Raw genomic sequence first — 20,619 nt, 5'->3', positions numbered from 1 at the left:
CCCCGTCTGGCACTTTGCAGCCAGTGAGCCTCTTGTCACCTCTGCCTCTTGTCATCCCAAGCTCCGAGCCCCTTGTCATCCCGGCCTCCGAGCCCCCTGTCATCCCGGCCTCCGAGCCCCTCGTCATCCCGGCCTCCGAGCCCCTTGTCATCCCGGCCTCCGAGCCGGTAAGCAGATCCCGTGTCGAGCACGGGATGACGGAAGTGGGGCCTGGCACGTCAGTGTCTGGAACACACTGCTTACTAAAAAAGATAGACGACAGAGCCCCCAAAACCATTGGTTTGGGGGCGCTCAAGCGGACTAGGCTTTGACCTGTGATTCACTCAGGTGGTGTTGTGCTGCGAGGCCTCTGTCTTCGAGGATCACATACAGGCAGGGCAGGATAAACAGCACCAGGAAAGAGGACGCAGCAATGCCAAACAACAGGCTTACCACCAGGGGTTGTAAGATCTGTGCCTGCAAGCTGGTTTCCAATAGCAGTGGTAACATGCCCGCCACTGTGGTCGCGGTGGTGATGAAGACTGCCCTGAAGCGCTCCCGCGCCGCCTGCACTGCCGCCTGATGCGCATCCAGTCCTTGTTTTTGATGCTCCTTGATATAAGTCACCAGTAAAATGGAGTCATTCACAACGATCCCGGCTAAGGAGACAAACCCCATCATGCTGGGAATGGTAAAGTCGTAGCCGAGCAACACATGGCCCCACAGCGCCCCGATCAGCGCCAGCGGGATGGCCAGCATGACCATCACAGGCTCCATATAGCTTCTGAACTGAAAGCTCAAAATAATGAAGACACCCACCAGTCCCATCAGGAACTTTTTGCCAATCGACGAGCCGGTGCTGCCGCCTTCTTTTACTTCCCCTTCATAGCTCACAGACAGCGACGGATATTTAGCCAGTAGCGGCGCCACTACGGTTTTTTCAACCGCAGCGATGATCTCACCGGTATTGGCAATGGCCGCGTCAACGTCGCCAATTATGGTTACCGAGCGCTGACCATCAACCCGGTTAATCCGCGCATAGCCCCGTGCGGGGATCAGCTCTGCCACTGCAGACAGCGGGATCTGCCTGCCGTCGGCCAGCGTGATCGGGTAATTCTGTAATTGCCACCAGGAGGACTTATCTGCTTTTCTCAGCCGGACGTCCAGCTCAATGGTTTCATCACCACGCTGAAACTCATCGGCCTTTTGACCAAAGAAAGCGGTTCTCAGCTGATTGGCGATAGTTGCGCCATCCACGCCCAGCGACATTGCCCCGGGCAGCAGACGCACCAGCCATTCTTCTTTACCCGGACGCAGATCGTCCATCAGGTTTTGCACCCCATCATATTCAGCCAGCGCCTGCTGAATTTCGAATGATGCACTCGACAACATGGCCAGATCGTCGCCATACAGGCGGATCTCAATTGCGCGCCCGGCAGGCCCCACTGCCGGCTGCTTAAACGCCAGTGCCAGAGCACCGGGAATTTCACCAACCGCTTCGCGCCAGCGGTCCTGTAACAACAGCAAACTGGTATTGCGTGTTTCAGCCGTCAGCAAATCGGCACGCACCGTCGCCACATGGGTGCCCTCCTCACCGGCATCCTGATTGCTGTTGTATTCCACAATCACGTTTTGCACCAGCGCCTGTTGTTCTGGCTGCTCCGGCGTAAACGCCTCATCCAATTTGTTTAGTTCATTCACGGCACGCTTAACAAGCAGCTCTGTTTCATACAAAGGCGTGCCCTGTGGCATCAGCAGACGCATTTCAAGAATGTCGCCCTCCAGCTCAGGAAAGGCTTTAAACTTTAAAAAGCCCCCTGCCATCAGAGAAATACTCAGGAAGAACAGCGCAAGTACCCCGCCCACGGCCGCATAACGGTATGTCACTGCGCGTTCCACCCAGTCGACCAACACCTCAGTGCGAAAACGTTCAAAGCGCTGATTAAACCGGGCCTTAAAGCCAGATGCCGGCGCATCCTGTTTTTTATGCAGTGAATGCAACAAATGATTAGGCAGAATAAGGAAGGCCTCAACCAGGCTCACAACCAGCACGGCCAGCAACATTTGCGGAAATACTTTCATGATCTGGCCGATATCGCCCGCGATAAATGCCAGCCCGACAAACACAGAGGCGGTGGTCAAAAACGACGACAACACACCGGGTGCAACCTGCTTAACGCCTTTGATCACCCCTTCTTCGATGCCTTCGCCACGTTCAACATGACTGGCAATGCTTTCGGCAATCACAATGGCATCGTCCATCAAAATGCCGATAGCCATTAACATGCCCACCATAGAGATCATATTGATGCTGACGCCCAGCACCGTCATCAGCCAGAATGCGCCAAGAAACGAAATAGGCAAACCCATAGATACCCAGAACGAGTAACGCCAGGTAAAAAACAGCCACATGACGGCAAATACCAGTAAAAAGCCCTGCCAGGAGTTAGTCGTGAGCATAGCCAAACGGTCGGAGACAATTTTGGCCTGATCGGAGGTCAGTGCCATCTCAATCCCTGCGGGGATCAGCTTGCGTTCCAGTTCAACAAATTCATATACCTGCTCAACCAGGTCAAGTGCATCCTGCGCTTTGGTTTTCTTGATTTTCAGCAAAGCGGCCGGTTTGCCATTAAACTCAACTTTTGCCTCGTCCAGTTCAAACCGCTCGGTGACCTGACCTAGGTCTTTAAGCTTAAGCTGCCCGCCCGCCTGAGTGCTGGCTATTACCAGCTCGCCCAGCTCCTTGGCCGTTACGCCCTGCTGGTCGAAACGAATTTGCAGCGTTTTACCCTTGGTTTCTAAATTACCGGCCGGCAGCTTGATATTTTGTCGCTCAATGTGACTGACCACATCGTTAATCGACAAACCGTACTGGCGCAGCAAAGCCAGAGACAACTCAACTCTGAGCTGACGGTCAGAAAAGCCATGGATCTCTACCAAAGAGATATCCGGCAGCCGCTGCAATTTGCGCTTAACCGACTCGGCATAGTCTTTTAGCTCAGCCGCAGGTAAATCGGCACTGATCGCCAGCGTGATCAGCGACTCAGTGCGACCAAGCTCTTTAATGACCGGGCTTTCGGCCTTGTCCGGAAAGGTGTCGATGGCGTCGACCTCAGTTTTTACATCCGACATCAGCCGGGTAATATCGCCACCTTCTTGTATTTCAACAATCATTTTGGCCATGCTTTCGCGCGCTTCGCAGGTGATCTGCTCAATATCACTGAGTCCGTCCATGGCTTCTTCGAGCGGTACACATAACGCAAGCTCAGATTCTTCCGGGTTGGCACCTGGGTATGGCACACTCACCTGAATTTGACTTGGTGCGATTTCAGGAAAAGTTTCTCGTTTCAGCTGAGGGAGTGCACTCAGCCCAAGCACAATAATGGCCAGCATCAGCAGGTTGGCCGCCGTTGGATGACGAGCAAAATAAGCAATCATAACACCGGCTCCCCGGCAGCAGTCGTGCGCAGCGCTCGACCCGGTACAGCCGGGATCACATCACTGAGCACCACCACGTCACCTTCGCTAACGCCCTGTCTGATCACGGTGCGACCCTTGGATTCAAATGCCACTTCTACAGTACGAATAGCCAGCTTGCCGTCTTCCAGCAGGTACAGCCTGTCGCCATGCAGCGCTTGCGATGGCACCGACAATAAAGGCCGGGGCGCACCTTTTACCTTTACTTCAACGTACATATCGCTGATCAGTGGTGGCCGCTTACCCGGCTCAAATGCTTTGTAATCAAAGGCCACATCCACAATCAAAGTGACGGTATTGCCTTCGGGGTCAATGCTTTCACCCACGCTGGTCAGTTTGCCCTGCCAGCTAAACTGCTTGTTACCAATATACAAACTGGCCTCGGCATCCAGATCCCAGGTTTGGACATCCGGGAATTCGCCTTCGATAAGTTGCGGCGACAAGTACTGACCAAAGTGGCGCATGTCGCTCAAAGCCACCTGAACGGGGATCTCCATCAGATCGGTACGGTGCGCCGTCACCAGGCTTTCACGCTCGGCCACCACTTGCTGCATTTCAACGCTTACATCAGCAATGCGGGCGTCAAATGGCAAGGTCAGGGTGGTTTTAGCCAGTTTACGCTCGGCCTCACTGAGACGGGCCTGGGCCAGTTTTACTTTGGCCTCGGCCACTGCCATGTTGTCGGGATGCTGGTTTACGGCATTACGCACATCCAGCACTTTTTGCTCCTGTGCCCAGACATTGGCTTGCTCGGCATCCACCATAGAAGCCGATACAGAGCCCGACTTAAGCAGCCCCTGCTTTCGTTTTAACTCTTTTTGCAACACGCTCAGGCGCTGCTCTTCCAGGCGCAAAGACAAAGACAGTTTTTCGTCGTTGAGTCTGGTGCGCGACAATTCGGCCTCAGCAGAGTTAAGATCGGAGCGTGCCTGAGCCAGTTTAAGCTCATAATCTATCGGGTCGATTTTCAGTAGCACGGTGCCCGCTTTCAGTGCTTTGCCTTTTTCCAGATTGGGATGCCGATAGATAACCCGGCCGCTAACCTCAGACAGCGCCTGCCAGCGCTCCTTGGGACGCACCCGACCAAACCCGGTCACATAGGGCGCTATCCGAGTGGTTTTGACTTGTGCTGTTTCCACCAGCAAGGCCTCTACGCCATTATTGTGTTTTTGTGGCGGCTTTTTGCCCGACGCCAGAGCGATTAAAATCACAATGCCCAGCACAGGTAATACCAACAGCCAGCGTCTTTGTTGCCAGTTAATCTTCATGTTTTTCTCGCTCTTTAAAACAACCATACTTGAACATGTTGGCGTTATGGGTTGCCATTTTTGCCAGCTGTTCATCGTTAAATTCGATTCCCATGGCTTTGGCCATGCCTTCGCGCATATACCAGGGGAAAATCAGCAAGCCCATCAGGTTTAAAATCAGTAATCGGTCATCCAGCTCTTCTTTGATAAGCCCCTGCTGTTTGAACTTGGCCAGCATTCCAAAGAAAAAAGGTTTGCGGGTGTTTTGTAGCTTGTCTATCAGATAATCCCGGCAGATCCCCTGCTCCAGCACGATTTCTTTAAACATCAGAATAGGAAATGACGGCGACTGTTTGATCACGTCATAGAAAATATGAAAGATATCTTCCAAATCAAACGCCCTGTCCTCACTCAGGGCTTTTTCAATACCGGCCACCACCTCTCCGGTGACCTCCATAAACATGGCTTTGTACAGGCCTTCTTTATTTTCAAAGTAATAGCGGATCAGTGCCGCATCGACACCAGCCTCTTGCGCCAGCATACGCGTAGTCACCTGAGAATAAGGGGCGGTGGTAAAACAGCGCCTGGCAGCCAGCACCAACCGTGCTCTGCCATCTTCATCGTTTTTATCGGGACGACCTCGGGTTTTCATAATGCTCCTGTTTACGCCTGCGCTGACCCGATGGTTTGCGCACCGAGCCAAGCGCAGGCGATTAATTCAACACCTGGTGAATAAGCTCATTCTAGGGCACTGATAATTTTTGACCACAGAAACAATTCTCCAATTCGCGGTGGTTTGATGAATAGCAAAGTTTGGGGTAACAAAGTAAAGCTGCCAGAGAGTTTGTTGGCGAGCAAGACCCGTGTTGTATGCAGAAACTACCCAATACTTAACCAGGCGGTCACTCAGCAAACCGGATTACCCGTTCAAAAAAGAAACATTTTGATAACTTAAACCACGCTCATACCGTTCAATTTAGGCTGGGTAGTAAGTTTCCCGTTAAAAAAGTTACAAATGATGAACACATTAATATTCAGCTAGGCTATTATTTAACACCATAACAACAGTTGCACACACTTACTTCAATGACAGTGAGATGAAAGTGAGAGTAGAGTAAGTCGCAACCTAAACAGCTAACTTATTGAATAACAAGACTTGAAGGAGCCAAGACATGTTTGAACAGTTTAAATCATGGGCAACGTCAGCACATAAGACGGGCACAGACATGTTTACGTCAAACCTGGTGCCATTGAGCGATGTACAGATCAAAACTGTGTTTAACCAGGGCGTGCACGACATTGCTAAGTACTCGCGCAATGGCCGCTCAGTGTATATAAAACATGTGTATCTTAATCGTCTTAACGAGACGGTAAAACCCAATATCAGCGCCAGCGACATCGACTTCTTCCGTTCATTAGACCAGATTTTTCAATATTGCTATGTGCTGGTTTATGTCAAATGCAGTCGTTCTAATAAATACGATACCGCATTCTTTCTTGATGATTACGAAGCAATACAGGGGATCAGCAAAGGCGAAGCCATGCAGCGCCAGACCGATCTCACCTCCATCGCCAGGATCATAAGAAGCGAACTACTCTGACGCCCTGCCGCCTGGCGTCGGGGTTACAGCCTGAGGCAGGTCAGACCATCAACAAGCTTGAGAGCGCAATGTAGTGGGTTGTAAATAAGTAGCTATGCCAGACAACACGCAGACGCCCCTTCCTGAAGAATTCATTTCGCTAGATTGCGCATAGCCTTGCCCCACAAGCAGATTATTGAAGCTCACTAGATACCAAAGCCAGTAAACAAATCACTAAACGAGCCTATAAACAATGAAATTAAACATGAGCCCGCTACGCGGTACAGTGTTGCGATGAAAATTTTCATCAAATGATGGAAACATGATAGTAAACATTGCAGATAGGTTACATAGATGTAAAATACAGCTATTGAACCTCTTACAGGAAAAAATATGAAAAACAGTCCAGGGAAGAGAAAACGTCAAATAGAAAAGTTCAAAGTGCAAATGCAACGCTGTATTCGCCAAATGCGCATTGAAATGGGCTTGAGCCAACGGGAATTGGCAGCCAAAATGTCCTCAAAAGTCGACCAATCTACCGTGAGCAACTGGGAGAGTGGAAAAACAGAAATGACCAGTGCTCAACTGCTGGACATATTTCTGATCTTTGGTAAAGATATGGTGACAATGTACTTAGGCTTTTTAATGAACGAAGAAGAAGAGTCTGGCACCAAAGAAGAACAAGAAGAAAAGGAGTCTTAGGATGGATTTTTATTCCATAATCTCATACGCAACATTGCCGACAATTTTGATTGCACTGCTCCTGACATGGAGATTTGAATGCTCTAGGTACTTTCTTTCAATCTTAATGATCATTGAATTGATAGATGAGGCCTTCTATGAAATGAGCTTTAGCTGGACAACCCATGTATATCTTTTTAGTATGTTTATGAATGTGCTATTTGTTCTTCCTATCGTCTTGCGTAAGCAAATTGCAGATGTAATCTACAAAAATACGAAACTTGAGTACTTTTCTAGAGTGAGTGAAAACCATCATTTCGCACTACAAGAAATTGGTATAATAACATTATGTTTAGCTAGCTTTGCTATCAACTTATTAGTCTACATTGAAGTTTGGTTATACAAGTTCTATGTGATAGATGTGCTGTTCATTAAAAATAACGTAAGAAACCCGGTTTTAGTCGTCTTACATGCATTGATGCTACTTTCTTTGCTGACTTATGTCTTTAAAACTCCAAATAGGGAAAAATTTTATGAAGAAAATATCTAAAAGATTGTCCGCTATCGTTTGTGGTGGCGTAGGTGGAAATCCAGGTGATTACGAAAACCCACACCGCCCCCACATTGCGCCCCCGCCACCACCGATTGACACGACAAATAAGGCCTAAGCTTTTTAGTCTATACGATGATTAATATTTTCATCACGAACTGTGAATAAATTTTCTAATACTTACACAGGCAACACACCAAAACGAGAAGGTTTTTACAATGTTCAAAATCAAGAAAAGTGATTTAATAAAAGTATATGGAGGCGTTGCTGGGGGAGGAAACACCCCAGAAAACCCTCAGTGAGTTCAATCTACAGAACTTCCTGATTTTAAGTATAAAAAATCAGCAGGCTAAGTAAATAGCTCTTATGCATGCTAGAGACGTGGGTGTTTTTTACTCAACTCATCTTGTAAAGTTCTGGGGAAGGAAATTTATGAAGGAAAAAATCCCAACTAAATTATTAGGAAAAATTCATGCTGGTACAGGTGGCGGTGGTGGTGGAGGTGCTCCAGGCCTTCCAAAACGCGAAGCTGTTTACATACCACCTAATCTAAATAAGAAATCAGGTTAAGTTTTTTTGATAAAACTGATTAATATATTCATCAAATATTGTGAATATGTATTGCCAAATCAGACAATAGGCATACTAAAATGAGAAGGATTCTATAATGCAGAAACTAAAAACAGAGCTTTTAAAAAGCGTTAAGGGCAGCGGTGGTGGCGGCGGCTGCAACAACCCTAAAGATCCAGAAGTCGCCTATTTGACTTTCGCTACGGCTCCGCTGAAGAAAACAGTTGAAGATAAAAAGCGTTCAATGCCTTTTGTGGCCACTCATTAATATATTCATAGCCGGACGCACTGTTCGGCTAGTTAAAACGCAGAGAATTGTCCAACAGATATTTTTCTTCACACGCACAACAAGCAGCCAGTAACAGGTTTGATTTCCAGTCTCTCATGCTCCGCCTCCTTGGCGACTGAAGTATCTTAGGTGATGCCTGATATCATACCAGCAGTTTGTACAAAATCCGTATTACTCCTTTTGCTGTGCGCTTTGCCAGTATTCTCTTATTTGCTGGTAACGGCCCGTCTGGATCAGTTTGGTCAGGCTGGTGTTAAACGCGTCCCTGAGTTGCGCATCTTTGAATGCAACATAAAACCACAGCGGGTTATTTTCGAATGGCAGTAGTACCTTGCCCCATTGATTATTGATGTACACAGAAGATGAGCGGTTGAGTTCAGACAGGTGCCAGCGCAGCAGCGTGTCGTCAATCAGGATCACATCACACTTACCATTGAGCCATTCAATTACCTGGTTTCGTTGCTGGGGAAATTCCAGGTAATCTTCTTTACCCGCCACGATCTCGCTAAGCTCCAGGTGTTCAGACGCGTTCTGCCACGCGCAGATACTGTGCCTAGCAAGCTCCTGCATAGATTTCAGTACAAATCCGGGGTTACGCCTGTGGACGGCATAATTGCTGTAAGAAATAAAAGGAATGGAATAATGTAAACCGGGCTGTGCGCGCGACATTTCAACCGCAACATCTATCTCGCCCCGTTCGAGTAACCGCTCCATGCGCTTGATGGAGACAAAGAGTGTTTTATATTGCCAGCCCAGCTCACCGGCGGCTTGCTTAAATAGTTCAACACTGATCCCGGAGCCACTGCGCTCATCCACATAAGGCGGGCGGCTCAGGCCAAACGCGACCACTAACTCTTTTGCCCATACCGCATGACTAACCAGCACCATATATGATGTGATAACCACAGTAATCAATGGCTTAAAACGTTTACTCATGCAACAGCCATACCTTGTTACAGCCCGACCCAAATTTGAGTCTAGCATATAATTTACTGGCGCTCGGTTATCCGGCAGCCGCACGGGATCTGCTTACCGGCAACTCAGTGGCTAAGATAAAGCACAACCTCCAAAAGCCACACCGTCATCCCGTGCACCGACACGGGATCTGCTTACCGACAGCTCTGTGGCTATATAAAGGTTTTAAAAAAGAAAACTAAGGCGGGTTATTAGGGTCTTCGCGCCAGTCGTAGTTGCGGGCATCATACAAGCCCTCATAAGGGTCTTTGCGCACATGCCCCATGGTCAATGACCCTTCCTCAAGCATTTTGAGTATAGGGTTCCCTTGTTCAAGTGGACCTTTTACACAAGGGCACCACAGCATTTTTTTATCCTCAACATACTCAAAAGGCTGGTCGGCCCAGCGCTTTGGCTTCGACCTTCTGGTAAAAAATCTAACAAGCCGAGCTATCATGCTTGATGGGGCCGTTACTTCTGGCGTAACCAGAACAAGCTGCCTTCAACACTCAGCCAGGCTTTTTTGCCACCCGCTTCAAGGTAAAAGTCTACCTCCTCTTCGCTGCCTGGTGAGTACGAATCATGACAAGGCTTAGTTCGTTTCTGGCCGGTCGCGACTTTCAGAAAATGGCTGTTGTACTCTTTAAGGGCTCTTTTGGCTTCGCGACTGTGGGCTGTGTCACCTTCGGTAGCATACGCCATAAGTGCATGTGCAGCCTGCGTAAAGGTAGAGCATTCGCTGAGCTGCCCCAAACAATCTCTGAGCTGTGCCCAATCCTGCATCACAATAAAGCAGTTCAGCAATAAATACCGGTTACCCTGATTGTCGTTGGGGTTTAACCGCAACAAATCCTGAAGCTCTTCAACGGCTTTTTCTGGCTTGCCGTAACACAGGTTAAGTTGCGCCCGCTTGGCGCGAAGCATCATGTATGGCCGAGTCTCGTGCATTTTCCAGAAAACCCCCATGTTCTCTGTTACATAATCGGGGGTGATCATATTTTCTTCAAACCGCATAACCAGGCGGTCGTAATCTGCAATCGCCTCTTCATCATCACGGTCTAAGACTTCTTCGAGCATCTCATTGAACGCTTCGTGCGCCAGCTCCAGCATTTCCGGATCGGTGATACCATACTCGCCCAGCACTTCAACCATGTCATCGGCAAAACGCATTGCGTAGGCGGTATTGGCCACATAAGTTGGGATCATACGACGCTGCTTAAGCAGCACTTTACCAAAGTCCTCGTCCTCATCGGCAAACTCCCGCCTGGCCTGCTCACAGCTGGTAAAACCACGTAAAATCTCTTTAAGCCACTGTAGCTGCTGGCGCTGCTCCGCATTGATATGCTCTGTATTGATCCAGGTAAGCGCGCGCAACATGCCCATGCAATACAAAGACAATGGCTTATCGGCGCCCAGGCTTTCTTCAGGGGCAGTTTTAGATAGCGCGCATTGCTTAGGTAAGGCATTTTCGTCGCGGATCATTTTGCGAAAGCAGATGGTATGAAAATCCATCACGGCTTCTAATTGCTTAGCGTGTTCAAGCTTATAGTGACCAAATAAGTGCTCAAGCCATTCGCTTGGCAAAGGGGGCTGCAACGCAACACCCAGCCCCATTAAATATCCTTCAATGTAAAGAATATCTGGCTGGAGCTCACTATTTGCCGACAAGGCTTTTACAGCTTTTTTAATCAACTGAATAGACATAGAAATTTGTTTTTGCATGAGTTTAGAGTGTTATACCGTCCAGCAGCGCGAAGGTAAAGGCATTAACCATTAAATAACAGCTGTTATACAAAAAAAACGGTTGTTCGCTCACTAAATACGCACTTATGCAGCGTTACAGATGGCTAGCCTTGTATAATCACAAAAAAGTAAAACATAAAAAAACAATGCCAGACAGGAAGCCTGACATTGCTAAAAGGGCCATCTGACTATCCAGATGGTTCACATGAGACAGGAATTAACAGACACCTGTTTTCAGCATGGTGTACATTGAGCTGGCAAGGCCACCCGCGACAAGCTTAGTCGCAGTATCGCCCAGCTCAGAGTCATCCAGTTTTTTGATCACTTTTTTATTCAATTTAATCTTCATCAGGTCCCATCCTAACTTTTATTCTTCCAATAACGCTACCCATAAATTACAGCAGCCTGTTCAGCCAAACTGGTTGCTTCGAAACACAACTCTGGTGCCTGGCATAATCTTAACCGGTCACTTTACAGACAACCAAAAACAACGCTGTCATTTATGGCTATGCACGTGCAGTCATAACCTATTGTATTAGCAGTAGCGCTGCGATGTAGCCGGTGTATAACAAGGTCCATTATAGCTGTTAGAGCCACCACCTGTGCCACCAGCCACTTGATTGGTCAGCAACTTATTTAATGCGGCGTTATCCAGATTTTTAATGATTTTTTTATTCAGACTCAGTGTCATTTTTTTAGTTTGCATTGTTTTTCCTTACCAATGTAATGAATATGTTCATGCGCAAAATACATGCGCTTGCTCATTGTTTGTAACCTACCAGCTACGGCCTGTTTAAAACACCAGGCTTTCACAACCCAGTGCCAAAGCAATTACAAACGGTTACAATATAACCACATAAAGGGGACGCAACAAAGCCTGACGATATTAGATTATAGTCTTATAGCCTTCGCATTAAGGCTCGTAATACGCGATGGGCAAGATGCGCCAGAGTAGGCAATACACGTGAATAGGGAGTTTAGGCATGGGCAACCCAAAACAGGCAGAAACGGCGCCCGGTAAAAAACAAAAAAGGCCGCGAATGCGGCCAATGCTCACTTAAAATGCGTCTATTAAAATTAGATGGTAAAAACCCCCATCTAAAACGCAGATATTAGTAGTTTACGCAAGTCACTGATTCAAGCAGTGCATAACACTGATTTTTTGAGCCGCTGTCTTTTTGCACCCACTTAGTGCCACCGGCGTAACGGGCAAACGTGGACTCGTCTTCACCACATTTAGTGGTAAAACGCACCGCATCGTCAAAACCATTTACGTGGCAGTAGCCATAGGCATTGTAGGCACTTGCCCATACATCCAGCTTTACTGTGCTGTTTGCATACACGCTTACATTGTGCAGCACCACTTCGCCAGCCACAGAAGAAAACGCACATGTACTCAATGCCGCAGCAATAATCAGCTTTTTCATTTCTTAATCCTTTTACTTATTTTTAGCGTTTAGTTAGCGGGTAATTTGCTACCCACATTGATGGTAAAACGAACTGATTTAAATTTTGCTGCATAAATATGAATAAAGAGTTACTGGAATTGCGTTCAAAACAAGCCCAAGCTCTTTATCGAATTACATAAAGCCTTTAAACTAACTGGGTTTCAAGCACATAAAAACAATAAGGATAACCCGTGCAGCAGTTTGGCATTTACGAACAATTGATCACTCAGGTGGTAGAGCAGCAACTTGACCGAGAACGCTTTTATGTCGGCGAACGTCAGTTAGAAAGCGGCGAAGCGGCCATCTGGTTATCACGTTTCATGTCAAAGCTGATGCAGCTTGCTATCGACAGCATCCCCACAGGGGACAAAAACCGCCTGGAGCAACAGATCCAACTTGCTAATAAGTTTGTTTTTTGGCTTAAAGATCAACTAAGTGAAGCGCACTGTATTGAGGAGAGCCTAGTTGATACAAAGGGGAAAATACTCACGGCACTGTTCGATAAACGCAACCCCTTAGCGGCAGACTTGGAGCAATATAGCGATGCCATCTTTCCTCAAACAGGACTGACACAAAGTGAGCTATTCTCTGGTGCTAATGCGGGTTTATCTTTAGAAAGCGAGCTAAAGCGAGAAATACAATCAGCAGACACAATATACTGGCTGGTCTCTTTTATACGCTGGACAGGGATCCGCATATTCAAAGATGTGTTACATGACTTCACCCGTAGCGGAAAGCAGTTAAAGATCATTACCACCTCATATATGGGCGCAACAGATCAGCGCGCAATCGACTTTTTGGCAGCTTTACCAAACACCGAAGTTAAAATCAGCTATAACACGCGCCAGGAAAGGCTTCACGCAAAGTCCTATTTATTTTTGCGTAACAACGGTTTTCATACTGGGTATATTGGTTCTTCCAACCTCTCATACTCTGCGCTGTCAAACGGGCTTGAGTGGAACCTGAAGATCACCAATCAGGAAATTCCGCATATAATTAAAAAGTCACTCAGCACGTTTGAAACCTACTGGGAATCAGACGAATTTGAGTTGTATACAGGTCAGGAAACCTGCAAGCAAAAGCTCAAAACCGCCCTGTCAGGCAACAAGGATCAGATCAGTGATACCAGCGGTCACTATTATTTTGACTTGGCACCTAAGCCTCACCAGCGCACCATACTTGATAAACTCGGTGCAGAGCGTACGCTGCACAAGCGTACTCAAAACCTGGTGGTGGCAGCAACCGGCACAGGTAAAACACTCATTTCCGCGTTCGACTTCCAGCGATTTATTAAAGACAAACCGAATGCAAACATACTCTTTGTGGCGCATCGCGAAGAAATATTAAAACAAGCCCGAGGCGCCTTCAGAGCCGTTTTAAAAGACAACCAGTTTGGCGAGCTTTGGGTGGGCAATCACAAGCCAGGTAGCTATCGACAGCTGTTTGCGTCGGTACAAACACTCAACAACCAGCTAGATTCCCTAAACCTGACGGTCGATTACTTTGACTACATCGTTATCGACGAAGTGCATCATATTACAGCACGTAGCTACCGCGATATTTTAGCGCACTTTAAACCACATATATTGCTCGGACTCACAGCCACACCAGAGCGACAAGATGGTGGCAATATACTTAATGATTTTGGTGGGGTAATTGCAGCAGAACTACGATTGCCAGAGGCCATAAACCAACGACATTTATGCCCTTTTCATTACTTTGCGGTGGATGATGACACTGACTTGCGCACCATTCCCTGGAAACAAGGCCGTTATGAAATAGCCGCACTGACACAGCTTTATACGTATAACGACCAAAGAGCGCGTAAGATTATCGCAAATATGCAGGATATTCTCGTCGATGTACACAAAATCAAGGCGCTGGCGTTTTGTGTGAGTAAAGTTCACGCTGATTTTATGGCAAAGCAATTCAATTTAAACAGCATAAGCGCAGGCATTTTAACCAGTGATAACACCCAAGAAAGACACAAAATGCAAACCGCTTTAAGAAACGGCGACATCAATATTTTGTGTGTGGTCGATATTTTTAATGAGGGTGTCGATATTCCAGAAGTTGATACCTTGTTGTTCCTGCGTCCAACAGAAAGTCTCACGCTGTTTTTACAACAACTGGGACGGGGTTTACGCCTTAGTAATAACGAAAAAGAATGCTGCACCGTGCTCGATTTTGTCGGCAATGCCAGGCCAGAATACGATTTTGCAGCCAAATTTAGAGCCCTGGTTGGCAAAACAAACACGGCTATTGGGCATGAGATTAAAGACGGATTTCCGCATTTACCGCTCGGTTGTCGCATAGAGCTACAAAAACAAAGCAAAGAAGTTATCCTCGATAATATTCGTAAGGCAACGAATGACTTAAACAGGCTCAGAGCCTTAGTTAATCGCTTTGCACAAGACACCAATCTGCCATTGACCCTGGCCAATTTCCTAAAAGTGAACCCTAGCGTCACGCTTGAAGATCTCTATAAGCCTACACAATCTGGAGTCAGCCGGTGGCATAGCCTTACTCAACCTGAACTGGTCGAGCGTGAGTTACCACTCATTAAGGCTTATAACCGGGCAATCAATACACAACTGCTGGCATGTAACTCACTTACCTACCTGAGCTTTTTGCTTGCTTTGTGCGACAATCACTTTGATATGTCGCAAATCACTCAGTTTGATAGCAAAACAAAAGATGCGATGGCTTTGATGGCATTTTACAACTTTTGGGAAACGCCACAGAATCAGACAAACTCAAAGTCTGTGGCCGAAAGTCTCAAAGCATTGGCTCATCCCGTTCTAACAACTGAGTTAAGAGACGTATTGACCATCTTGCTCAATCGTGTTGAACATATAGAACAGCCGCTGGCGTCTTTACCAAACAAGGCATTGCAGCTGCACAGCCGGTATACCCGCGAGCAGATCTTTGCGGCCATGGGCGAACACACGTTTAAAAAACGTTCATCAGCAAGGGAAGGTGTGAAAGAGTTCAAGTCTCTAAATATTGAAATTTTGTTTGTCACTTTAAATAAGTGCGAGAAAGTTTACTCACCAACGACTCTGTATAACGATTACGCCATCAGCCCTACCCTTTTCCACTGGCAAAGCCAGAACACAGCCCGACCGGAACGCGGTAAGGGGCTGAGTTATATCCAGCATAAAGATACAGGAAAACGGATACTTTTGTTTGTCCGCGAGCAGAACACCGACGAAAACGGCAGGACCATGGGGTTTGTCAATTTCGGCGAGGTTAGCTATGTTCAGCACCAAGGTAGCCAACCTATGGATATCACCTGGAAATTACACCACCCCATGCCGAATGATATCTGGCATGAGGCGGGGAAATTGGCGATGGGGTGAATTCAGAGCTCATCTTTTATACCCATAATATGTTCCATATCAAAGAGCTTTGCTTAATTTTTGACATATGACACGAAATTGGAGTACAAAAAGCACACAGAATATGAATTTTCTAATAAGGATATAATTATGGGATCTCAAATGTCACTTTTTGCAGAGGCCTCGCCTACAGTTAAAGACTCTGCTACTCCCCAAGAGTCTAACCGACGATTTTGCAAAGAGCTGGAGACGGCATTAATTGACTCTGGTTTTTCAATTAGCCTAGATGAAAACCTTGAACCTAACTCATTTTGTACAAGACAAACTTACAAAGACATGTATGGTAATGACCGCCAAAGCTCATTTTTAATAAACTCAGCTCAATACGGGCTAATTCGAGTAGAGGCACATAGGCAAGAAAGCTCAGGCTCGGTAGATCAAAAGTTTCCTTTTTTCTTTGAGTCAATGCTTGGAACGTCAGAAAAGTATCTCGCAATCGTTTTTGACGGAGACGGTTATAAAAAAGAAGCATACACATGGCTTATAAACAAAGCAGAATCGGTCGAAGACAAGGTCTTCAAAGTTTTTAGAAGTTTAGATAACTTTCTAGAATGGATAACAGGTGCCGAATGAGATTAGATTGCTGAAGCAGGCCCTCAACGCAAAATCGTTAGGCGGCTGGACTACTTCAACCGCGCAAACGTCACTAAACTCTCGTCCGCGATAATGGTTTCGTAATCCGGGTTGCGGGCGACCAGCAGGTATCTGGCTTCGCCCTGTTCGTTATATTCTTTTTGCACATCGCGCAGTAAAAACTGGGCGTCGCCCGATCCGTCAAATCGTTCAATGGCGATGGTGGTGCCTGTGATTGAACCGGCGTTGTCGCTGCTGATGCGTTCCAGTAGCAGTAAATCACCATCCAGAATGGGGTTTTTGCCGCCGTTCATTGAGTTGCCGCTGGCGCGGGCCAGAAAGTGCTTGTCCGGGTCTACCCTGCCAGCACGGTCAGGTGCCGGGCGCCATGTCATGTCGCTGTCGTCACCGGTTTTAAAGTGGCCGCAGGCAATTTTCAGATTGGGGAAATACGGCAGCTGAACCACATTGGTGCTGTCGGGCTCGCATTGCTGCTCTGATATATCGGGCTCTTTTTTATCAGAGGCTTTTTCCGGCTCTGGGGTTGCTGCTTGCACCTCTGAAATACGCTTGTTTTCAATGCGCTGGGTATATTCAGCTAACCTGAGTTCAATAAGCTCTGCAACACAGTCGGCCAGCATGTCGATATCCTGTTTCGGCAGCTGGTCAGTATGTACGTTCGCAACCAGCCGGGCTGTTTGCAGATCTTCGCCGTTTTTTTCGACCTTGAACCAGGTTGTGCCTTGTTTGGTTTTTTTGAGCCCGGTAAAGGCTTCTATGGGATTGCCCAGCCAGTAGCTGAACCAGGCCTGGCTATCTGGTTCCAGCGTTCTTTTGGATTCTGGCAGGTCATGTGCTTTAAGGTGCGGGTAGCGCGCTAAAATTGCTGCGCTGACTTTGGCCAGTTCGCTCAGGGTTGGGGCAGTCCTGAAGCCGTCGAGTTGTATAAACGCTTGAAGCAAAATGGCCTTAAAACATTTGGTCATACTGGTTTGCTGTACAGCATTAACCAGAAAGTCTGCGTATGGCGCTAACCAGTCTGAGTTAATTTCGTCACCGATATCGGCCAGCATCGCAAACCAGCTGCCATGTTGTTTATTGACTTTTTTCAGGTCGCCGTAGTGGCGATAGAACTCGCTTGCACTTGGGTTATGCCCAAGCAGCTGCGCCAGATGCTCATAGTCTTCCAGTGCTGTGGTGCGCTGTATTTTGGCCAGTTGCTGCCAAAAATCGGTGATCTCTAGGTCAAAGTTGATGAAGCACCCTTCGGGCAGTTTGGGAGCTTTCAGCGCTTGTGTCACGCCCTTTGCGCCTTGCGCGTTAAGCAGCGCCGCCGGCTTATTTAAAAAGCTATGATGGTTGCCGATAAAATCCAGCACGGTAAGGTGGGTTTTGCCTTCACAAGTGCGTAATCCCCGGCCAAGCTGCTGTAAAAATAGAATCTTGGAATCGCTGGGCCGCAGCATCAGTACGGTATCAATGCTGGGTAGGTCGGTGCCTTCGTTAAATAAGTCCACTGAGAATAAAATCTCAACCTGCCCTTGCTCGAGCTGTTCGAGCGCATCATTACGGCGTATCTGGGAGTCGCTGTGTACGGCCAGCGCCTTAACACCGGCTTGATTAAAGTAACCCGCCATGTGCTCGGCATGGCGTTTAGAAATACAAAAGGCCAGCGTGCGTTGTTGCTTGCGCGCTTGCCACTCTTTTAATGCATGTGCTGCCCGCTTGCTGGTCGCAAACTGGTTTTCCAGCGCGTCCGGGTCGAACCGGCCGTTGCGCCAGGGAATTGCGCTGTAGTCAACGTCCTGATCCCAAATGCCATAATACTGAAATGGCACCAGCGTGCCGTTATCTATTCCCTGAGTGAGGTTGCGTTCAAACACCAGGTTGTTGTCGCACAGCCCGAGTATATCGGCCTGATCGGTACGCTCCGGCGTGGCGGTTAAACCCAACAAGAACTGAGGGGTAAAGTAGTTGAGTAATGCGCGGTAAACCCGGGCACTGGCGTGGTGAAATTCATCCACCACAATATAGTCAAAATGATCCGGCGCAAAGCGCTGCAAATGACGGGCTTGCCCTAACGTCTGGACTGAAGCAAAAAGACACTCAGCGTCCGTGTCTTTCTTTTTGCCCGTGTATAGTCCGGTTTTGCATTGCAATAATCGCGCAAAGGTACGCTGGGCCTGCGTCAGGATCTCTTCGCGGTGGGCTACAAACAAAATACGCTTTGCATGCATTTGTTGCGCATCAAATACCGAAAGCCAGGTTTTACCCATACCCGTTGCGAGCACCACCAGGCCCCGTTTAAAGCCCTGGCGGCGCGTTTCTGCCAGCGCGTCCAGCGCCAGCTGTTGGTCGGCGCGCGGTGTTACGGGCTCTGCATCGCTGGCATCTTCCGCTTCACCGGCGACAATAAACTGCGGCGCTTTTCGTCTTTGTATATAGGTATCAATCCAGCTATGGCTGAGTGTTTTAACCTTGTTATGAGCAAACAGCTCGGCAAATACCCGGCGAATATAATTGAATTCGCAGGCTCCCTTGCTGCCCGGCGGATGGGTGTAGTCATGGCGAAAACACCACTCCAGCCCTGTGGTCAGTGCACTTTTACTAATATTGTTTGAACCGATAAAGGCGCAGCCTGCTGCAATTTCAGTGCTATTTTGCTGCGTTTTAACAAAAATGTACGACTTCATATGAAAGCTTTGATGTGTGTCACTTTCATAAATGCGAATATCAGCGCCTCGCTCAACCAGAGTCATTAATTCGCGTAATGCCACCGGGCTGGTGATGTCGAGATAATCAGAAGTAAGCAGTTTGAGCTGCGCGCCACTGCGCAGAGCCTCCAATAACGGGTCAAACAACAGCGCCAGCCCGCTAGGCTGGATAAAAGAGACTGTGATTTCAATTTCGTCGGCATGGTTAATGGCATGCACAAGTTTTGGTAATAAGGGATCGGTGCCGCCCGCCGTCAGTTGACGTGCGCTATTTTGTAATACGGTGTTCTGACTAAAACTATTCACCACTCACCCTTTCTAACAACGCATTGAGCCAGCGTTCGTGTTCGCGGCCGGGGCGTTGGTCGCCGGTTTGCCAGGTATTGCTGGCTTTAAGGCCGGTGTTTTGGGCCAGTAAGGTGTTCAGGCTTTGCTCTGTGAGGTCGGTGAATGCGCGGCCGTCTGCAGTGCGTTCGCCCTCGCCGTATTTGAATGAGATATAAATGATGCCATTTGGTTTGAGTGCATTTTGCAGGCGCTGGAATACGCCTGGCAGCTGTGCCTTTGGCACATGCAGCAGGCTGGCGCAGCACCAGATGGCGTCAAAGGTGTTGGTTGCTCTGAGTTCATCAAAGCTGAAGCAGCCGACGGGTTGTTCCAGATGGAAGCTGGCGATATTGGCAAGCTCTGCGCAGGCGTCGAAGGCATCGACCCGGTAGCCGAGGTTTTTAAACGCCAGTGCATCGCGGCCTGAGCCGCAGCCGGCATCGAGGATTTTGCCGCCTTCGGGTATGGCGGGTAAAAACTCGTCATACAGTGGCTGCATGTTCACTGCAAAAGTTGCCTCGGCAAAGCTGACGGCATTGCGACTGTAGTATTCTAATGTGGAGTCTGACATCACTCACCCGTTTACTCTGTGGTGCAGCTGGTAAGGAGGTGATGCATGGGACAGGTTTGGTGCCAAGGTATTCTCTGGCTCCTTTTCTGCTGATCGGCGGTTACAACTTCCTTTGCGCGACACTTTAAAACTGTTCTTGTTGTGTGCCTGCCTTTTTTTGGCGGTTATCACTTAGACCGTAATCAAGTGAACCATCATTTGGTGCAGACGTATGAATAATCTACAACACTTTTTTCTGGTTGAGTAGCTTTTTATCCGCAGTGATTAGCGATTTTAAAACAATTGCTCAACTTTTGATTACAAATTGGATTGTGGGCCCGAGATGCTTGGAGATTGGGAGATTGAGCGGGTTTTTGGTTAACTTTTTATCGTAACTCAGTGCGATTTTTGTGGCTATTACAGCGGGTTACACTGGCAAGAAGACGATGCAGGGTTTTGAGTAGTGCGGGTAACTCAGGCTTTGGGTGTTGTAGTTAGGTGGTTCCCGGCTCGGAGGCCTGTCTCTTGATCACATT

General features: G+C 47.8%; 18 protein-coding genes. 7 read left to right on the top strand and 11 right to left on the bottom strand.

What is annotated here, in order from left to right; genetic code table 11:
• Positions 1–300: 300 nt before the first annotated feature.
• Genes C3B51_RS03170 through C3B51_RS03160 form a run of 3 tightly spaced genes read right to left on the bottom strand, consistent with a single transcriptional unit; the run spans position 301 to position 5,355 of the window.
• On the bottom strand, positions 301–3,417 hold the full coding sequence (locus C3B51_RS03170) for an efflux RND transporter permease subunit (protein ID WP_130244144.1): 3,117 nt from the start codon (positions 3,415–3,417) through the stop codon (positions 301–303).
• Positions 3,414–4,724 (bottom strand): efflux RND transporter periplasmic adaptor subunit, encoded by a 1,311-nt coding sequence (locus C3B51_RS03165; protein WP_130244143.1) that lies wholly within the window; start codon positions 4,722–4,724, stop codon positions 3,414–3,416. Before C3B51_RS03165 ends, C3B51_RS03170 begins: the two co-directional genes overlap by 4 nt.
• Positions 4,714–5,355 (bottom strand): TetR/AcrR family transcriptional regulator, encoded by a 642-nt coding sequence (locus tag C3B51_RS03160; protein WP_130244142.1) that lies wholly within the window; start codon positions 5,353–5,355, stop codon positions 4,714–4,716. Before C3B51_RS03160 ends, C3B51_RS03165 begins: the two co-directional genes overlap by 11 nt.
• A gap of 520 nt (positions 5,356–5,875) precedes the next feature.
• Between C3B51_RS03160 and C3B51_RS03155 the strand changes: the two genes are divergently transcribed.
• The 5 genes from C3B51_RS03155 to C3B51_RS23525 all read left to right on the top strand — a co-directional run bounded on the left by C3B51_RS03155 (position 5,876) and on the right by C3B51_RS23525 (position 8,352).
• Positions 5,876–6,304: a hypothetical protein gene (locus C3B51_RS03155; protein WP_130244141.1), complete on the top strand. Its 429-nt coding sequence runs from the start codon at positions 5,876–5,878 to the stop codon at positions 6,302–6,304.
• A 372-nt stretch (positions 6,305–6,676) separates the two neighbouring features.
• Positions 6,677–6,985 (top strand): helix-turn-helix domain-containing protein, encoded by a 309-nt coding sequence (locus tag C3B51_RS03150; protein ID WP_130244140.1) that lies wholly within the window; start codon positions 6,677–6,679, stop codon positions 6,983–6,985.
• A 1-nt stretch (position 6,986) separates the two neighbouring features.
• Positions 6,987–7,514: a hypothetical protein gene (locus C3B51_RS03145; RefSeq protein WP_130244139.1), complete on the top strand. Its 528-nt coding sequence runs from the start codon at positions 6,987–6,989 to the stop codon at positions 7,512–7,514.
• A gap of 432 nt (positions 7,515–7,946) precedes the next feature.
• Positions 7,947–8,084, top strand: a complete 138-nt coding sequence (locus C3B51_RS23530; RefSeq protein WP_165389106.1) for a hypothetical protein — start codon at positions 7,947–7,949, stop codon at positions 8,082–8,084.
• A 97-nt stretch (positions 8,085–8,181) separates the two neighbouring features.
• Positions 8,182–8,352, top strand: coding sequence for a hypothetical protein (locus tag C3B51_RS23525; protein ID WP_165389105.1), 171 nt, complete (start codon positions 8,182–8,184; stop codon positions 8,350–8,352).
• 192 nt (positions 8,353–8,544) lie between these two features.
• Here the strand turns inward: C3B51_RS23525 and C3B51_RS03140 are convergent, their stop codons facing one another.
• The 6 genes from C3B51_RS03140 to C3B51_RS03130 form a co-directional block, all read right to left on the bottom strand.
• Complete coding sequence (locus C3B51_RS03140) at positions 8,545–9,309, bottom strand: substrate-binding periplasmic protein (protein WP_165389104.1); 765 nt, start codon at positions 9,307–9,309, stop codon at positions 8,545–8,547.
• 217 nt (positions 9,310–9,526) lie between these two features.
• Positions 9,527–9,694, bottom strand: coding sequence for a hypothetical protein (locus C3B51_RS23520; RefSeq protein WP_165389103.1), 168 nt, complete (start codon positions 9,692–9,694; stop codon positions 9,527–9,529).
• A 104-nt stretch (positions 9,695–9,798) separates the two neighbouring features.
• Positions 9,799–11,031 (bottom strand): UPF0149 family protein, encoded by a 1,233-nt coding sequence (locus C3B51_RS03135; protein ID WP_165389102.1) that lies wholly within the window; start codon positions 11,029–11,031, stop codon positions 9,799–9,801.
• A gap of 256 nt (positions 11,032–11,287) precedes the next feature.
• Entirely contained in the window at positions 11,288–11,419 is a 132-nt protein-coding gene (locus C3B51_RS24055; protein WP_276313907.1) for a hypothetical protein, read from the bottom strand.
• A 186-nt stretch (positions 11,420–11,605) separates the two neighbouring features.
• A complete protein-coding gene (locus C3B51_RS23515) occupies positions 11,606–11,776 on the bottom strand; it encodes a hypothetical protein (RefSeq protein ID WP_164519329.1) in 171 nt (56 codons plus the stop codon).
• A 406-nt stretch (positions 11,777–12,182) separates the two neighbouring features.
• Positions 12,183–12,497 carry a hypothetical protein gene (locus C3B51_RS03130; RefSeq protein WP_125722070.1) on the bottom strand — a complete coding sequence of 105 codons (315 nt, stop codon included), beginning with the start codon at positions 12,495–12,497 and terminating at the stop codon, positions 12,183–12,185.
• Positions 12,498–12,709: 212 nt separating this feature from the next.
• Here C3B51_RS03130 and C3B51_RS03125 point away from each other — a divergent pair, with 212 nt between their 5' ends.
• Together C3B51_RS03125 and C3B51_RS03120 are read left to right on the top strand one after the other, a co-directional pair.
• Complete coding sequence (locus C3B51_RS03125) at positions 12,710–15,880, top strand: DUF3427 domain-containing protein (RefSeq protein ID WP_130244136.1); 3,171 nt, start codon at positions 12,710–12,712, stop codon at positions 15,878–15,880.
• A 129-nt stretch (positions 15,881–16,009) separates the two neighbouring features.
• A complete protein-coding gene (locus C3B51_RS03120) occupies positions 16,010–16,492 on the top strand; it encodes a PD-(D/E)XK nuclease superfamily protein (protein WP_130244135.1) in 483 nt (160 codons plus the stop codon).
• A 50-nt stretch (positions 16,493–16,542) separates the two neighbouring features.
• Here C3B51_RS03120 and C3B51_RS03115 read toward each other — a convergent pair whose 3' ends face one another.
• Positions 16,543–19,512 carry a DEAD/DEAH box helicase family protein gene (locus C3B51_RS03115; protein ID WP_130244134.1) on the bottom strand — a complete coding sequence of 990 codons (2,970 nt, stop codon included), beginning with the start codon at positions 19,510–19,512 and terminating at the stop codon, positions 16,543–16,545.
• On the bottom strand, positions 19,505–20,104 hold the full coding sequence (locus C3B51_RS03110) for a class I SAM-dependent methyltransferase (RefSeq protein ID WP_130244133.1): 600 nt from the start codon (positions 20,102–20,104) through the stop codon (positions 19,505–19,507). Before C3B51_RS03110 ends, C3B51_RS03115 begins: the two co-directional genes overlap by 8 nt.
• Positions 20,105–20,619 lie beyond the last annotated feature (515 nt).

This window comes from Pseudoalteromonas rubra (genome assembly GCF_004212645.1).
Taxonomy (GTDB): Bacteria; Pseudomonadota; Gammaproteobacteria; order Enterobacterales; family Alteromonadaceae; genus Pseudoalteromonas; species Pseudoalteromonas rubra_G.
This window is presented reverse-complemented; position numbering and strand designations above follow the sequence as displayed.

Excerpts from the sequence above, each read along its gene's own strand:
- C3B51_RS23525 (WP_165389105.1), top strand. The coding sequence starts at position 8,182 with ATGCAGAAACTAAAAACAGAGCTTTTAAAAAGCGTTAAGGGCAGCGGT.
- C3B51_RS23520 (WP_165389103.1), bottom strand. The coding sequence starts at position 9,694 with ATGCTGTGGTGCCCTTGTGTAAAAGGTCCACTTGAACAAGGGAACCCT.
- C3B51_RS03170 (WP_130244144.1), bottom strand. The coding sequence starts at position 3,417 with ATGATTGCTTATTTTGCTCGTCATCCAACGGCGGCCAACCTGCTGATG.
- C3B51_RS24055 (WP_276313907.1), bottom strand. The coding sequence starts at position 11,419 with ATGAAGATTAAATTGAATAAAAAAGTGATCAAAAAACTGGATGACTCT.
- C3B51_RS23515 (WP_164519329.1), bottom strand. The coding sequence starts at position 11,776 with ATGCAAACTAAAAAAATGACACTGAGTCTGAATAAAAAAATCATTAAA.
- C3B51_RS03150 (WP_130244140.1), top strand. The coding sequence starts at position 6,677 with ATGAAAAACAGTCCAGGGAAGAGAAAACGTCAAATAGAAAAGTTCAAA.
- C3B51_RS03130 (WP_125722070.1), bottom strand. The coding sequence starts at position 12,497 with ATGAAAAAGCTGATTATTGCTGCGGCATTGAGTACATGTGCGTTTTCT.
- C3B51_RS03160 (WP_130244142.1), bottom strand. The coding sequence starts at position 5,355 with ATGAAAACCCGAGGTCGTCCCGATAAAAACGATGAAGATGGCAGAGCA.
- C3B51_RS03140 (WP_165389104.1), bottom strand. The coding sequence starts at position 9,309 with ATGAGTAAACGTTTTAAGCCATTGATTACTGTGGTTATCACATCATAT.
- C3B51_RS03165 (WP_130244143.1), bottom strand. The coding sequence starts at position 4,724 with ATGAAGATTAACTGGCAACAAAGACGCTGGCTGTTGGTATTACCTGTG.
- C3B51_RS03155 (WP_130244141.1), top strand. The coding sequence starts at position 5,876 with ATGTTTGAACAGTTTAAATCATGGGCAACGTCAGCACATAAGACGGGC.
- C3B51_RS03145 (WP_130244139.1), top strand. The coding sequence starts at position 6,987 with ATGGATTTTTATTCCATAATCTCATACGCAACATTGCCGACAATTTTG.
- C3B51_RS03110 (WP_130244133.1), bottom strand. The coding sequence starts at position 20,104 with ATGTCAGACTCCACATTAGAATACTACAGTCGCAATGCCGTCAGCTTT.
- C3B51_RS03135 (WP_165389102.1), bottom strand. The coding sequence starts at position 11,031 with ATGTCTATTCAGTTGATTAAAAAAGCTGTAAAAGCCTTGTCGGCAAAT.
- C3B51_RS23530 (WP_165389106.1), top strand. The coding sequence starts at position 7,947 with ATGAAGGAAAAAATCCCAACTAAATTATTAGGAAAAATTCATGCTGGT.
- C3B51_RS03120 (WP_130244135.1), top strand. The coding sequence starts at position 16,010 with ATGGGATCTCAAATGTCACTTTTTGCAGAGGCCTCGCCTACAGTTAAA.